Genomic DNA, 13,518 nt, shown 5'->3' with positions numbered 1-13,518 from the left:
TGTGGCAATACAGTTAAGTAGCAGAGTTAATCGGGGTGAGCCTTTGTATATCATCCCAAGTCTGCTCGTATGGCTCAGAAATAATGTTTTCCCGCTGTTTGTTAATTATCATCTGGTGAGACGTTTCTGCACTTTTTAATGCGCTCCACAAAGACTCAGTATGGCCAAAGGCGCTCATCAGCCCCGCCGTAACTGTGAGAAACAAAGCATTTGCGATCAGCACTTCTATCAAAGCACCACCTCCTTGACTGCTAACACTATCACCTGCTTTCGATTGCTTGTTGATTTCGTTCATATTTTACAATTCCTTTTTCAGATTATTAGACCAGCTTCCGGGAATAGACATTATTTTTGCAAGTTTAGGGGCTTTTTGAAGGTTGAGTAGAACTTGCTTGGCGTAACTGTTTGAACCAAATTGTTGAAGCGATATTGGGGTATTTGAGCATAGTGCACCTTGTATACTTGCTCCGTGTTCTATGGTAACGCTGTGTTTAGTGGTATTGCCTGACAGCATTATTATCATGCCGTAGAAAGGCGTACCTGCGGTAACAAGAACATCTCCATCTTCAACAATAAGCAGCATTGGGGTCGACGCGCTACTGTGGTCGACATCGTTATAGTTTAATTCGCAGTCTCCTGTTACCCAGTGCATAGTCGCCTCTTTAAGGTCTACACACTCGTTTGTGGTATTACTAAGTGGAAAATATTTTGCTGTCAGCGTGCTAACACTCCTATTAAACAACCATTGCGTAATGTTTGTATCGGAGGACGTTGACTGAAAAATGCTTGGAATATTAAGTATGGCAGGGTAGTTAAGGAAGCGCTGGCTCACCTCAGTGTCAAAGTGACTATCATGATGGGTAACAGTAACGTCGAATACTTTAAGTGGCTGAGAGTTTGCTCCCTCATAGTTACTTGTTAAGATAGTATGGGACATATTTGTGTTGGTCGATTTTATCGAGCTCATTGGCACAACACGCAACTGCGAACCTATACGGCGAAGTTCATTTTTTGTTGCGGTATAGCTATCTTTCGCCGTCGATGTGGTACTTTTCATTATCTTATGGCGATTTACGGCCGCACTAATACTGGCCAAAGTGAACGCAGAAATACCGAGCAGCATTAAAACAGATGCCATAATAAACACGCCACGTTGTTTTTTATCGGTTGTATGCTTAAGCTTAATGGTAAGTGCGGTGAGTACTTTTCTATTTTTGTCTAACATTCGCCACCTCTACGATAAAAACTTTAGTAGCCTTCACACTCGACATTATTCGACTGGATGCTTTTATGGTTACTGTATAGCTGGCTCCCCATGACGTGAGGGCGGAAGTAGCAACTGAAAAGTCGTCTATTTGAATGTCTTTACTATCGGTAGCATCTTGCCAGTAGGCTTGCTTACAGGTTCGTTTGGCTACGCGATACTCTATGGCTTTGTCTCGAAGTCGAAATCCAAAAAATTCGTTGGGTGAGGTGCTTACTTTACCGTCACTATTTTGGTCATAGGAAAAAGTGATACAACTATTCGCAGCCTCTTTGCCAAATTGTGAAATAGCTACTGAAGCCAGCGATGTTGAAGGTAGTGCAAGTTGAACGACTTTTGTCTGCTGCAGATATCCGGCTTTCTCTAGATGTGTTGATATCACGTGTTCAAGGGCGTCAAGCTCTTCTTCAATGGCAATCGCGAATTGCACTTTTAATAAGTTAGAGTAGAAGTAGGCAGTATGCTGGGTCGCAAATACCATTAAAATACCCGCTATACTGATAGCGATGAGTAATTCTACGAGACTAAATCCGTTATATGGCCCCTTTTTTAAAGTGCGGTATTCTGCTCGCTTTGTTTGCTTCCTTTTCACTTTAATCTGTCCCGGGTGTTGTCGACCCGCGGCCTGTCGACCCGAGATCTGTCGATCCGAGATCTGTCGACCCGAGATCTGCCCATTTTGTTTACTCTTGCCTTTATACTTAATTATGCTTGCTAGCATTTCGCTACTCCGGCAAGGTGTCCGTAAGAGCATTGCTTTACTCGCCCTAATGCGCTGATCACTACTTTTCCAGAATAAGAGGCGCTATGCACATTTACAGTGGTGTTGTGCCCAAAATCCACTGCACCAAATTTATCAAAGGTAATAAGACGGTTTTTGTTGTCAGAGGTCGTCAGCTTAGTTTTAAGGCTTTCAGCGGTAAAAATATGTTCCACGCCATTTACCCTGCAGGCATTTTTAACGGTGCAGTCGCATAAGGACAAATCACTGACTCCAGCGCATTGTCCCGAGTTAATATCTACTATCACCGATATATCAGACTGTGATGATATGGCAGCCACTTTTGCCGATTCGGCGAGCTGTGTCATATGTCTAAGCGCCTGTTTGAATTCGTTAGCTTCTTGCCATTTAGCGAAGGATGGCAGTGAAAGAGTCAGTACAATGCTTAAAATTGCTAATGCCACCATCAATTCTATTAGCGACATGCCTCTGTGTAGTGTGTTGTGAGGAGCTCTCACGTCTAAAACCGTGCTCAAGATCGGTTATCCCTTTCTAAATGACTTGATAGGCTTAATGTATCGGTGAATGGCGTAGAAGGTAATCTGTACTATGGAAGGGAATTCAAAATGTGATTCTAGGGGCTTTACTTTAGTGGAGCTGTTAATAACGATATCTATTGTGGCGATACTAAGCTTGCTGACAATGCAGACGTTTAAAGAAAGTCAAAGGCTAACGTCTAGGTTTTTGGCCAAAAGTCACATGATAAAGCTTCAGTCTATTCAGTCCCGTCATTGGCTTAGCACTGGTGCATACGTTTCTTTATCTCACTTACCTGATATCGATGCTAGTGGCGTACTTATTAAAGAGGTGGCGAGTACTGCAAGCCATTATGAATTTAAAGCTATACTCACATACTTTGACAAAAAGTCACCTTGCAGTACGCTAATTGTTAATGCCAGCGAGTTACTCCCTAAAGCTTGCTGGAGCAGGTTTTAGATTTTTATCTTTATACTATTTCTTGTCTTATGAACAACTCAGCGCAGCACCAGAAAGGTTTTCCTTTTTTCCGTCACCGTCGCTGTCCACTGCTACTGATATTCGCCCGTAAAGAGATAACAGAAGCGCAGAGGCATATTCGGTGTTGTTATCTTTCGGGCATAAAGTAATGGTGGCAGCTTGACTAATACCGCCCTGCTCATCAAAGGTGATAGCACCGGATATACCGTATATAGAGTTTGCACTGTTAAGTGGATCGCTGGTGGTAATGAGTTCTTCAGAGGCGTCTCTTGAGCCATTGAGGTTAGCATCAACGAAGATCATAGTCGCATTTTTCCAGTCGGTTACACAGCTTGTATAGTTCGCTGTAGGGCACATAACAACCCTCGATTGCTCGTCGACTGCGGTAAACCGGGCGCGTTGAGCCACAGCGCTTAAGCTATTTAAATCAGACGTAATTCTGCTTTTGATGAGTATGCTTTGAATGGCAGGTGCCACTGTCGTTAACATAATAGCAACGATAGCGACGGCAATTAAGAGTTCAAGCAGCGTGAGACCCGCTTGCCGAGGGCCTAACGCTAAATCAGGTTGAGTTCGACTATGTTGATTTTGTTGTTTTATCATTACTACTCAAAGCTTATGTTGAAAGTCTGACACTTTTTTAATCCGAAGCATTAAATTTGATGCACAAATGGCGTATGTTTTAGCGTACACTAAAACTCTGCGCAATAGGGTATATGTTGCTCCTATTGCGCATGGTTCGCTATACGTCTTTACGATAACCTAATGACGCTCAATACTATGACACGTGGCCTTTTACGTTGCCACTAACATCTACATTCATATTATCGTAAACTCTCCTACTAAGACGCTTAAAATATACGTGGATATTATGATGCAAAAACAAGCAGTTATTAAAGAGATGCAAGTGCTTCCTGAAATCGATGTTGAATTTGAGGTTGCGAGACGAGTTTCATTTATTAAAAAGCAGTTGCTTACCTCAGGGTTAAATGCCTTAGTATTAGGAATTAGCGGTGGCATAGATTCGTGCACGTTAGGTCGGTTGGCACAACTCGCTGTTAATGAACTAAACCATGAAAATCACGAAAGCTACCAGTTCATAGCGGTAAGACTGCCTTACGACACTCAGGCAGATGAAGACGATGCTCAGCAGTCTATAGACTTTATTGAGCCCACGCATTCAGTTTCGGTAAACGTTCAGCCGGGAGTAGATGCAATACACGCTTCGACAAGCCAAGCATTGGAAGCTGCAGGGTTGTTGCCCGACAGTATTGCCAAACAAGATTTTGTAAAAGGGAACGTGAAAGCGCGTACCCGCATGGTCACTCAGTATGAAATTGCCGGCATGGTAGACGGACTTGTGTTGGGTACAGACCACTCAGCTGAAAATATTACAGGGTTTTACACAAAATATGGTGATGGCGCATGTGACCTTGCACCCTTGTTTGGGCTGAGCAAACGACAAGTTCGCGCTGTAGCTGCTCATTTGGGAGCGCCACATAATATTATTACTAAAGCGCCAACCGCCGATTTAGAGAGTCTTGCGCCGCAGAAAGCCGATGAGTTGGCGCTGGGTATGACCTATGATCAGATTGATGATTTTCTCGAAGGTAAGCCAGTGCCTGCTGAAGTGGAAGAGAAATTGCTTTATATTTATGAACGTACACAACACAAGCGTGTACCCATTCCAACAATTTACGATGAGTTGTAATCATGAAAAAAATCGAAGCTATCATTAAGCCATTTAAAATGGACGATGTCAGGGAAGCCTTAGCTGAAGTCGGTATTGCAGGGATGACAGTAACCGAGGTAAAAGGTTTCGGTAGGCAAAAAGGCCATACGGAGCTCTACCGCGGAGCTGAATACCAAGTTGATTTCCTACCTAAAATCAAGGTTGAGCTAGTGCTCGACGACGAACGCGTTGAGCAAGCCTTAGATGCCATTCAATCAGCAGCTAAAACGGGTAAAATTGGCGACGGCAAAATATTTGTTTATAACGTAGAAAGCGCTGTGCGAATTCGTACCGGTGAGCAAAACGAAGACGCTATATAAGTTTTGAAACTTGTCAAAATGCACTAAAAAAGGGAGCGAAATAGCTCCCTTTTTTGATATTCAGATTCGCCCACTTTAGTGGTCGTGTCCACAACCTGCTGGTCCGTGCACATGACCGTGTTCGCGCTCTTCTGCGGTAGGTTCACGAATATCAACAACATTAACGTCAAACGTTAGCGGAATACCTGCAAGAGGATGATTTCCGTCAACAACAACTTCGTCATCGGTGGTTTCTATGATAATGACCGATTGCTCGCCCTGAGGTGTTGTTGCACGAAATGACATGCCTACTTCCACTTCTGTGCCTTCGAACATAGAGCGTGGAACTGTTTGTACTAGCTCGTCGATTCGCTCGCCGTATGCTTTTTCCGGTGCAACAGAAACATTGAAGCTTTCGTCTTTTTCTTTGCCAATTAGTGCGTCTTCTAGTCCCTCAATAAGGAAGCGTTGACCGAGTAACACAACTAGCGGTTCCTTTCCTTCAGATGAGTCCAGAGTGGTTCCATCTTCGGTTGAAACAGTGTAGTGAAGTGTAACAACGCTGTCAGAGGTAATAGTCATAAAAAATCCTAAGTTGTCCCGTGAGGGTAAATGAATGTAAATCGGTTGCCGCTGCGCCTATCGACGTTTCTTGACGATATTGCTGGCTTGTTGCTCTATGCTATACGGCAAGGGGCAAGGGTAACAGGTTATAGCGCTATGATCAGCCAAACGGTGTAAATCTTCTTCGGTTGTTTCATTTGATAGCACCGCCATAAACCATGTCTCACCTTCCAGCTTAGCAACACTGATAATTTGACCAGCCCTTCTCCAGTTATCGCCAAGCTGTTTTTCAACCGTATCGCCCGCTGATAACTCAACGCTTTCTGCAACGTGAAAAGCGTATGCTGCGCGTTTGTTTTTACCCAAGAAGCGAGTTCTTGCAACAACTTCTTGACCCATGTAACAGCCTTTGTCGAAATCTATCGCATTGAGTGCGTGCAAATTGAGCATTTGCGGGACGTATTCGCCCACAGTATCACCACTAATTTGAGCGTGCGCATTGGATATTTTTATTGCGTCGTACACGGTGTGTGAATATGAGGCAATGGCGTGCTCAGCTATGTTTTCTCTGAGTTTTTCACTTGCGCTGGCATTCAGTATTACAACATAGCCAGGTTGTTTGGTGTCAGTTTCAAAACACAGGCCTTCTTTGGCTTGATGACTGATAAGAGGCTCAGGAGACTCATCGTTTACGAAAGGGGAGTTAGAAAATAGCGGGCCTAATAAATTCTTTGCCGCTGAACGAGATACAAAATATGCATGCATTTCTTCACTGTTATCGACAATGTCGACTTTAGAAAAAACGCCATACTTATTAAGCTCAGCAAGAGTGCGAGCGCCTGCATCCTTATTTGTCAGTAAAAGGATTTTGGTTCCATAACGGGCAATAAGCCCTGAAGACCATGTTTTACCTTTATTGTCGCAATGCGCGTAGTGGCGAACCGTTTTTTCATCTAACGTATTTATATTAACGGTTAATTGGCCCTGTAAGTAGCTATCTGCCTGCTCACCCTCTAGTGAAATGATCATACTGCCGTTTAGCTCTACCGTGTAATCGGTTGGCAGTGAATCTAAGGTAAGTAAGGTATTGGAATGAGACATGGTCAAACTCTTTTATTGCTGTTCGTTATGTCAAGGTATGGCAAAACTCGATTTTATCAAGGGGCGAGCTAAATAAGATTAAAATTCTAAGCGTTAAGTTACTGTTAGTTTTGTTATCAGACCAAAAGAGCAGTGATCCTGGCACGACGCCCGTGGTACTATTTAGGGATAACAAATAAGGTTGAAAAAATTTATGTTTGAACCCAAAAGACTTGCGAGACTAAAGTGGGCATGCCGAAGAGGTATGTTGGAATTAGATGTATTATTGCTTCCCTTTGTAGAGCAAGCGTTCGACGAGCTGACTTATAAAGATCAAGAAACATTTGAACGCTTGCTAACCAGTGACGATCCTGATTTGTACGCATGGTTCATGGGACATCAAAAATGCGAAGACCCTGAATTAGCTGCGATGGTGTCCACTGTCGTAAACCGTGTCAAAGTATAGAATACACGTAACTTTTACGTGTTATAGAACTGCGCTTAATCGGGCCGCCTTAAGCTTAATTTGTCTTGTATGCTTGATGTCGTTGCCCGATGCCTTTTCAACATGGATTGATATGGCGACGGTAACTATTTTTGCGTCTGTCGCCTTAGTCTTATGGGTATGTTCGTCGCTTAGACATGATACTAGGTATAGACACCACCAAGAAAGTTTCGATTTTACGTTGACGGATGAGGGGGGCATATACGTTAGCTATGACGATAATGGGGGCCATCGCAGCGTTAACAAAGTCATTAAACAGCATCTCGTGACTTACATCTCCAGCGACACAGAGCAAAACAGTGCCTTTCAAATTCACTGCTCATCTCAATTATATCCATGGGGAATTTGTCTTGAGACGGCTCGTGTGAAAACAAAGTGTTTTAGTCGTAGCCACACGCACTTTGGTTGGATTTTAAAAGGTGAATGTTCCGAGCGGGATTATCGCAGGCTCTGTAGAGCAGTAAATTATGTTAGAAAAAAGGCTTAGGTCAACATGCCCGAGGGACGAAATGTATGCTAAGTGAATATTCAAAAGCGCTATTTAAACGTGTAGACAAGCGTCAACTAATGCAATTCAAGCCGCCTAGGCTGCCGCAACGAATTCATACAAAAACTCTGCGTATTGATAACAAACACTACAGTAAATATTGTGAGGAAGTTGCGTGGCCCAACAGCGACAAAATGCATCCACTTTATTTACAAATGCTGTCGCTACCGCTTCAAATGCGCTGCTTGCTCGACAAACAAAGCCCTTTTCCTCTATTAGGTTTAATTCACTGTGCCAATGATGTACATGTGATTGAAGACTGTGATTTCAGCGAGCCTTTTGAGTGTCGCGTGAGGTTCAATGACGTACGAGCACATACTAAAGGCTGGGAAGTAGACATAGTGCTTGATGCATTGCAAAACGGCCAATCTGTTTATCGTGCAGTAAGTAGCTATTTGGTAAAAGTGAAAGCCGTACATGTTGCTCCTAAGCCGACTCATACACATCGCAAATTCGGCGAGCAGGGCAGAGATACAACTTCTCAGGTTTTGGAAAACCAGCAGCGAGAACTTATCGCAAAAATTGACGCAACATCAGACACAGGTAGGCGCTACGCTTCTATTTCGGGAGATTACAACCCCATTCATCTATCGATGCTCTCTGCAAAGGTGTTTGGATTTAAGCGCGCAATCGCTCATGGAATGTGGACGTTGGCCTGTGTAGCCTCTCGATTAGGCGATGGCGATGAGTCGCATACGCAAAAGATTAAACGAATAGTGTGTACGTTTAAAAAGCCAGTGCTATTGCCAGAAGTGCTGACAATTTATCGACTTCCATCGCATTGTCCATCGGCCGCAAAAGAGAGTGTTCAGTTAGAAGTGAGTAGTATCGACGATACCATCACGCATTTATCTGCCCAAATTGATTATTAATTACTGCCTCTGACGCGCCCTAACCAGACTGTTGCTTCAAGCGGGCTATCGGGGTTATCAGAGGCAATGAGAAACGCCGTTATGACATTCCGCTAAAGCTGCCTTCAGTAATTAACGCACCTACATCTTCACCCGACAACTGTTTCCGCGGCACTAAAACAGTGGGTTTAGGGTTACTCAGTTGACCAGGGTGGTCTAGGTTAAAATGCAGTCCACGGCTTTCTTTTCTAGCCATAGCGCAACGAACAATAAGTTCGGCAACCGTCACGAGATTTCTCAATTCAAGTAAATTATTACTTACTCTAAAGTGAGAATAATATTCAGTGATTTCTTGTTCGAGCAATTTGATACGGCGCATAGCGCGCTCTAGGCGTTTATCAGTGCGAACGATACCAACGTAGTCCCACATGAACAGTCTGAGTTCGTGCCAGTTATGTTGAATAATGACTTCTTCATCTGAGTTCGACACCTGACTCTCGTCCCATGGCGCAATCACTTCATCACAATCTTGTGTCGGAAGACTACTGATAATATGGTCTGCAGCGGCGCTAGCAAAAACAACGCATTCAAGTAACGAGTTCGACGCCATTCGGTTCGCGCCATGAAGGCCGGTATAGGCTACTTCACCAATGGCGTAAACGTTATTTAAGTCAGTTTTTGCGTTGAAGTCTGTAACAACTCCGCCGCAGCTGTAATGTGCTGCCGGTACCACAGGAATAGGCTCTCGCGTAATATCGATACCCAGAGAGCGACATTTTCGATAAATATTCGGAAAATGCTTAACGATAAAGTCAGCAGGTTTGTGACTGATATCTAAATACATACAATCTGCGCCAAGTCGCTTCATCTCATAGTCAATGGCGCGCGCTACCACATCTCGTGGGGCAAGGTCACCGCGCTCATCAAATTTATGCATAAACCGAGTGCCGTCAGCATGGCAGAGGTTGGCGCCTTCGCCTCGTAATGCCTCAGTAATAAGAAAATTGCGTGCTTGCGGGTGGAATAAACAAGTAGGGTGAAACTGGTTAAATTCCATGTTAGACACTCTACATCCTGCGCGCCACGCCATGGCAATGCCATCGCCACTCGAAACATCAGGATTAGAGGTGTACTGGTAAACCTTGCTTCCACCCCCAGTTGCTAGAGCGATAAAGGGGGCGCGAATAACTTCTACATGTTCTTGTTGACGGTTCCACACATAGGCGCCAACACAGGTATTCTCTTCTGTTTGTGAAGGAATGAGGTCGATTGCATTATAACGTTCAAAAAAATGAATGTTAGGGTGCGTAGATACAGCGTCGTTTAGCGTTATTTGTAACGCTTCGCCGGTCGCGTCTGCAGCGTGAAGAATACGGCGATGGCTGTGACCCCCTTCACGAGTAAGGTGAAATTTGTCTTCGCCAGATTCGGTTTTTTCTCTGTCGAAGGGCACGCCATAGCTTATTAACCATTCTAGTGCCTCTTTGGCTCGTTCTGTAGTAAAGCGAACCGCCGGCTCCTCACACAAGCCTCCGCCTGCGTTCAATGTATCGTTAACATGGGCGTCGATAGAATCTTGCTCATCGAATACCGCGGCAATACCGCCTTGTGCGTAGCGAGTAGAGCCTTCGTTTCTGTCGCTTTTACTCAACACAATGACTTGGCAGTGATCTGCGAGCTTTAATGCTAAACTTAAACCAGCCGCGCCGCTCCCGATTATTAACACATCACACCGATGTTCTATGCCATTTGGTGTGGAAGTTAGTGAAGACGATCCAGATTTCATGTATTTTCATATCATTTCAAACGAGCAAAGGTTCGGCAAGTCTAATGGATGAGTGGCAAAACACAATAATTCTTAGGGCGTGAGTAAAGTATTTTTAAAATATTTAATGCTTTATTAGAACTTTTTTTAGAAGAACACGTCTACACACAGGCTTAATAGAGCTATTGTGTATGTGAAGTAGGGAGTAATGGCTCGAATGAGCGAGCAGATAACCGACCAGCAGCTGGTCGAAAGAGTACAACGTGGAGATAAGAACGCATTTAATTTGTTGGTAACACGTTATCAGCACAAAGTTATGCATTTAGTTTCTAGGTACGTGAAAAATACTGGCGACGTAGCAGATGTTACACAAGAAGCCTTTATTAAAGCGTATCGGGCGTTACCTAATTTTCGTGGAGATAGTGCTTTTTACACGTGGCTTTACCGTATAGCGGTTAATAGCGCGAAAAACTATCTCGTTTCCCAGGGGAGAAAGCCACCTGCTAGTGATGTGGACGCAGAAGAGGCTGACTATTATGAGGGAAGTGATGCGCTTAAAGAGCAATCTACACCAGAGCGCAGTTTACTCTCTGATGAATTAGAGGAAACCCTGTTTAAAGTGGTCGAAAAGCTTCCCGACGATTTGCGAATGGCAATTACGCTGCGTGAAATTGAAGGTCTTAGCTATGAAGAGATAGCAAGTGTTATGTCTTGTCCTGTTGGCACAGTAAGATCTCGCATATTCAGGGCAAGAGAAGCAATAGACAAAGTGATTCAACCGCTGTTAGAAAATTAAATTTAAATAAATTCTAAAAAAGATGAACTTTCTTTTTTCTGAGATGACTAACAGCTGTGTTAGGGTAGTTAACGATCAAGTCGATCTGGATATGAATATATGACGCAACAGCAAGAAAAATTGTCCGCATTCATGGATGGTGAAGTAGAAGACGATAAAATCATCGATGCTATAAAGCAAGATGAGGAGCTTCAAGCTAAGTGGCAGAGATACCACGTCATCCGAAGTACAATGCGAAAAGAAGCGAGCGTAGCGCCAGAAATGGACCTTACTGCGAGTATCGCTGCTGCGCTAGATAATGAGCCAGCGATTGTTGCACCAAAAACATCTCGATGGCGTTCTATCCCTGTGCTTGGCAATGTTATTCCATTTGCTGCACAATCTGGACAGTTCGCCGTGGCAGCTTCAGTAGCGTTAGCAGTTATTTTAGGGGTTCAGCATTTGAATCAACCGGCGCCGTCTGAACCTTTCACTACGGCCCCAACTGCTGGTCCTCAGGGTGGTCTTGCGCCAGTTAGCCTAGAACAAACACGAACGTTACCGCGTAACGATATGAACGAAGTGCTGGCAAAAAAACGCAAAATTAATGCGCTTATCGCAGACCACGAGCAGCAAGTAAAATTGAAACAGGTACAGATAGATGAAGAGGAAAAGGTATCTGAGGAACCAGATCGTCCTTAACCACTATCAGTCCAATGAGCACGATCAATTATCCTACGAGGTCACGTAATTAATTGTGTAAAAAGTGTTCAATTAGTTTCTTCACATACCAGCATTTAGTCGTGCTGGTATGTCTGTTTTAAAGGCAAGGAAAAATGCGCTGTAATCAATCTGTTTTCTTTTTCTTACTCACACTCTCTTTTGTTACGCCATTTTCGTCAAATGCCCAATCAAACTTGCAACCTACGAACCAAGAAAGTGATGACAGCGCTTCGCCTACAACGTCGGTAGAGTGGCTCAAGCGACTCCAGTCACTCATTACTTCGGCAAATTACCAAGTTTCTTTCGTGCAAACGACGGTGGGTAAGGAAACGGTTCCCTATCTGTGGAGACATGCGGTTCTTGATGATGGGACCAAGGTAGAGCAGTTAAATCTGCAAAATGGGCCAGGCAGAGAGCTTATTCGTGTTGACAGCATCGTGAGTGTTTTCGAACCTGATACCCAGCCATACAGCATCCGTTCGCGTTTTATCAATGGGCCCATTCCAAGCCTTCTATTGCACAACCCAGAGACACTGCTGCAAAGCTATGAGTTTGTGCTTGTTGGCAGGGCGAGGGTAGCTGGGCGTCCGGCGCAGCAAATACGAGTGGTGAGTCGAGATAACACACGTTTTGGCTACCAACTTTGGCTAGATGAAGAGTCTGGCATGCTATTAAAACTCAACATGCTCGATTTGCAGGGGGGCGTGCTAGAACAAATTCAAGTGAGTGCGTTCACTATCACGGAAACGCCTTCTGTTTATTTTTCTCGCATCAATCAATCGTCATTACCAGACCCTATAACAATGCCAAGTACACAGTCGCGAGCGCACGGGTGGGAGGTTAACTATTTACCTGTTGGTATGAGCGAAGTGAAAAGAGATACTCGACGTTTAGCGTTAACTGGACAAGTAGTGGAATACAAAATGTTCAGTGATGGATTAGTAGACGTTTCAGTTTATGTCCAGCCTGCTGAAGAGGCGATAGGTGGCGATATAGCCTTACGTAATGAAGTGAGTACATTTCTTACGTTGAAAGCGGGTAAAGCGCAGGTGACGATACTTGGCGAAATACCGTTACAAACTGCGAAAGCCATAGCGACATCAATCAGTTCAGTTAGTAAAAACAATGATTAAAGAGTCAGCAAGAGTCGTTGCTGTAGAGGGCGACAAAGTGACAGTTGAAGCTGCGATAAAGTCAACATGCAGCAGTTGCCAGGCGCAGAGCGACTGCGGCACCGGCGCAATATCTCGTGCCCTAGCGCCTAAGACGCAGCGGCTAACATTATCTACCCCTATGACGGTGAAAGTGGGGCAAAATGTCACTATTGGTATACCTGAAGCGGGTGTGCTTAGTGCATCGGCATGGCTTTATTTACTGCCCCTAATCTTTTTTATTATTTGCTTCTCACTTGCGTCTTATTTTCTACAGCAAATGAATCTTACGCAGGAATTGTGGGGTGTTTTACCTAGCGTAGTTGCGACAGTTATTGTGTATAAATACATTGCGAAAAAGCTGCGTCGTGTTGAATCATCAAAGTATCAACCCGTGTTACTCAACACTCATTTTGCCGATAATGAGTAATAATGCCCTTAACGTAAGCTTTTATTGCTTTCAACTATTCTAAAGCTCACTTACCGTCCACCTTGTATCAACCTGCTTTCTAACAATCCTTAGC

At 44.0% G+C, this 13,518-nt stretch carries 18 protein-coding genes; 10 read left to right on the top strand and 8 right to left on the bottom strand.

Annotated features, from left to right (window positions below):
* Positions 1-13: 13 nt before the first annotated feature.
* The 4 genes from GTW09_RS08195 to GTW09_RS08180 form a co-directional block, all read right to left on the bottom strand.
* On the bottom strand, positions 14-295 hold the full coding sequence (locus GTW09_RS08195; RefSeq protein WP_163111495.1) for a hypothetical protein: 282 nt from the start codon (positions 293-295) through the stop codon (positions 14-16).
* Between the two features lie 3 nt (positions 296-298).
* Positions 299-1,225, bottom strand: a complete 927-nt coding sequence (locus tag GTW09_RS08190) for a hypothetical protein (RefSeq protein WP_163111494.1) — start codon at positions 1,223-1,225, stop codon at positions 299-301.
* Positions 1,209-1,856, bottom strand: coding sequence for a prepilin-type N-terminal cleavage/methylation domain-containing protein (locus GTW09_RS08185; RefSeq protein WP_071981304.1), 648 nt, complete (start codon positions 1,854-1,856; stop codon positions 1,209-1,211). Before GTW09_RS08185 ends, GTW09_RS08190 begins: the two co-directional genes overlap by 17 nt.
* Before the next feature lie 122 nt (positions 1,857-1,978).
* Positions 1,979-2,521: a pilus assembly FimT family protein gene (locus GTW09_RS08180; protein WP_163111493.1), complete on the bottom strand. Its 543-nt coding sequence runs from the start codon at positions 2,519-2,521 to the stop codon at positions 1,979-1,981.
* Between the two features lie 73 nt (positions 2,522-2,594).
* Between GTW09_RS08180 and GTW09_RS17805 the strand changes: the two genes are divergently transcribed.
* Complete coding sequence (locus GTW09_RS17805; RefSeq protein ID WP_157812692.1) at positions 2,595-2,981, top strand: type IV pilin protein; 387 nt, start codon at positions 2,595-2,597, stop codon at positions 2,979-2,981.
* A gap of 27 nt (positions 2,982-3,008) precedes the next feature.
* On the opposite strand, the gene GTW09_RS08170 is transcribed toward GTW09_RS17805, so the two are convergent.
* Positions 3,009-3,605 (bottom strand): GspH/FimT family pseudopilin, encoded by a 597-nt coding sequence (locus GTW09_RS08170; protein ID WP_163111492.1) that lies wholly within the window; start codon positions 3,603-3,605, stop codon positions 3,009-3,011.
* 271 nt (positions 3,606-3,876) lie between these two features.
* On the opposite strand from GTW09_RS08170, the gene nadE reads away from it, so the two are divergent.
* The gene (gene nadE / locus GTW09_RS08165) at positions 3,877-4,713 is read left to right on the top strand and encodes an ammonia-dependent NAD(+) synthetase (RefSeq protein ID WP_071981303.1); all 837 of its coding nucleotides are present in this window, start codon (positions 3,877-3,879) and stop codon (positions 4,711-4,713) included.
* A 2-nt stretch (positions 4,714-4,715) separates the two neighbouring features.
* Positions 4,716-5,054 (top strand): P-II family nitrogen regulator, encoded by a 339-nt coding sequence (locus tag GTW09_RS08160; protein ID WP_032096901.1) that lies wholly within the window; start codon positions 4,716-4,718, stop codon positions 5,052-5,054.
* Positions 5,055-5,129: 75 nt separating this feature from the next.
* Here the strand turns inward: GTW09_RS08160 and GTW09_RS08155 are convergent, their stop codons facing one another.
* Entirely contained in the window at positions 5,130-5,615 is a 486-nt protein-coding gene (locus GTW09_RS08155; protein ID WP_163111491.1) for an FKBP-type peptidyl-prolyl cis-trans isomerase, read from the bottom strand.
* Between the two features lie 57 nt (positions 5,616-5,672).
* On the bottom strand, positions 5,673-6,698 hold the full coding sequence (ygfZ, locus tag GTW09_RS08150) for a CAF17-like 4Fe-4S cluster assembly/insertion protein YgfZ (protein ID WP_163111490.1): 1,026 nt from the start codon (positions 6,696-6,698) through the stop codon (positions 5,673-5,675).
* A gap of 193 nt (positions 6,699-6,891) precedes the next feature.
* Between ygfZ and GTW09_RS08145 the strand changes: the two genes are divergently transcribed.
* From GTW09_RS08145 to GTW09_RS08140, 3 genes are read left to right on the top strand one after another with little or no spacing between them, the layout of a single operon-like run.
* Complete coding sequence (locus tag GTW09_RS08145) at positions 6,892-7,143, top strand: FAD assembly factor SdhE (RefSeq protein ID WP_071980107.1); 252 nt, start codon at positions 6,892-6,894, stop codon at positions 7,141-7,143.
* Positions 7,130-7,669, top strand: a complete 540-nt coding sequence (locus GTW09_RS17800; protein ID WP_420809545.1) for a protein YgfX — start codon at positions 7,130-7,132, stop codon at positions 7,667-7,669. Before GTW09_RS08145 ends, GTW09_RS17800 begins: the two co-directional genes overlap by 14 nt.
* A 26-nt stretch (positions 7,670-7,695) precedes the next feature.
* Positions 7,696-8,601: a MaoC/PaaZ C-terminal domain-containing protein gene (locus GTW09_RS08140; protein WP_163111489.1), complete on the top strand. Its 906-nt coding sequence runs from the start codon at positions 7,696-7,698 to the stop codon at positions 8,599-8,601.
* Positions 8,602-8,680: 79 nt separating this feature from the next.
* Here the strand turns inward: GTW09_RS08140 and nadB are convergent, their stop codons facing one another.
* Positions 8,681-10,366 (bottom strand): L-aspartate oxidase, encoded by a 1,686-nt coding sequence (gene nadB / locus GTW09_RS08135; protein ID WP_100972528.1) that lies wholly within the window; start codon positions 10,364-10,366, stop codon positions 8,681-8,683.
* Between the two features lie 196 nt (positions 10,367-10,562).
* Between nadB and rpoE the strand changes: the two genes are divergently transcribed.
* The 4 genes from rpoE (at position 10,563) to GTW09_RS08115 (ending at position 13,424) form a co-directional block, all read left to right on the top strand.
* On the top strand, positions 10,563-11,141 hold the full coding sequence (rpoE, locus tag GTW09_RS08130; RefSeq protein WP_071980104.1) for an RNA polymerase sigma factor RpoE: 579 nt from the start codon (positions 10,563-10,565) through the stop codon (positions 11,139-11,141).
* 99 nt (positions 11,142-11,240) lie between these two features.
* Positions 11,241-11,822, top strand: a complete 582-nt coding sequence (locus GTW09_RS08125) for a sigma-E factor negative regulatory protein (RefSeq protein ID WP_071980103.1) — start codon at positions 11,241-11,243, stop codon at positions 11,820-11,822.
* A gap of 134 nt (positions 11,823-11,956) precedes the next feature.
* On the top strand, positions 11,957-12,976 hold the full coding sequence (locus GTW09_RS08120; protein WP_163111488.1) for a MucB/RseB C-terminal domain-containing protein: 1,020 nt from the start codon (positions 11,957-11,959) through the stop codon (positions 12,974-12,976).
* Positions 12,969-13,424, top strand: a complete 456-nt coding sequence (locus GTW09_RS08115) for a SoxR reducing system RseC family protein (protein ID WP_163111487.1) — start codon at positions 12,969-12,971, stop codon at positions 13,422-13,424. Before GTW09_RS08120 ends, GTW09_RS08115 begins: the two co-directional genes overlap by 8 nt.
* The last annotated feature ends 94 nt before the right edge of the window (positions 13,425-13,518 follow it).

This window comes from Alteromonas hispanica, from assembly GCF_010500915.1.
Lineage (GTDB): Bacteria > Pseudomonadota > Gammaproteobacteria > Enterobacterales > Alteromonadaceae > Alteromonas > Alteromonas hispanica.
The sequence above is the reverse complement of the archived record's forward strand: the minus strand, read 5'-3'. Positions and strand labels throughout refer to the sequence as shown.

Coding starts and splice junctions, on each gene's coding strand:
- GTW09_RS08195 (WP_163111495.1), bottom strand. CDS start 295: ATGAACGAAATCAACAAGCAATCGAAAGCAGGTGATAGTGTTAGCAGT.
- GTW09_RS08190 (WP_163111494.1), bottom strand. CDS start 1,225: ATGTTAGACAAAAATAGAAAAGTACTCACCGCACTTACCATTAAGCTT.
- GTW09_RS17805 (WP_157812692.1), top strand. CDS start 2,595: ATGGAAGGGAATTCAAAATGTGATTCTAGGGGCTTTACTTTAGTGGAG.
- GTW09_RS08170 (WP_163111492.1), bottom strand. CDS start 3,605: ATGATAAAACAACAAAATCAACATAGTCGAACTCAACCTGATTTAGCG.
- nadE (WP_071981303.1), top strand. CDS start 3,877: ATGCAAAAACAAGCAGTTATTAAAGAGATGCAAGTGCTTCCTGAAATC.
- GTW09_RS08160 (WP_032096901.1), top strand. CDS start 4,716: ATGAAAAAAATCGAAGCTATCATTAAGCCATTTAAAATGGACGATGTC.
- GTW09_RS08155 (WP_163111491.1), bottom strand. CDS start 5,615: ATGACTATTACCTCTGACAGCGTTGTTACACTTCACTACACTGTTTCA.
- ygfZ (WP_163111490.1), bottom strand. CDS start 6,698: ATGTCTCATTCCAATACCTTACTTACCTTAGATTCACTGCCAACCGAT.
- GTW09_RS08145 (WP_071980107.1), top strand. CDS start 6,892: ATGTTTGAACCCAAAAGACTTGCGAGACTAAAGTGGGCATGCCGAAGA.
- GTW09_RS08140 (WP_163111489.1), top strand. CDS start 7,696: ATGCTAAGTGAATATTCAAAAGCGCTATTTAAACGTGTAGACAAGCGT.
- nadB (WP_100972528.1), bottom strand. CDS start 10,366: ATGAAATCTGGATCGTCTTCACTAACTTCCACACCAAATGGCATAGAA.
- rpoE (WP_071980104.1), top strand. CDS start 10,563: ATGAGCGAGCAGATAACCGACCAGCAGCTGGTCGAAAGAGTACAACGT.
- GTW09_RS08125 (WP_071980103.1), top strand. CDS start 11,241: ATGACGCAACAGCAAGAAAAATTGTCCGCATTCATGGATGGTGAAGTA.
- GTW09_RS08120 (WP_163111488.1), top strand. CDS start 11,957: ATGCGCTGTAATCAATCTGTTTTCTTTTTCTTACTCACACTCTCTTTT.
- GTW09_RS08115 (WP_163111487.1), top strand. CDS start 12,969: ATGATTAAAGAGTCAGCAAGAGTCGTTGCTGTAGAGGGCGACAAAGTG.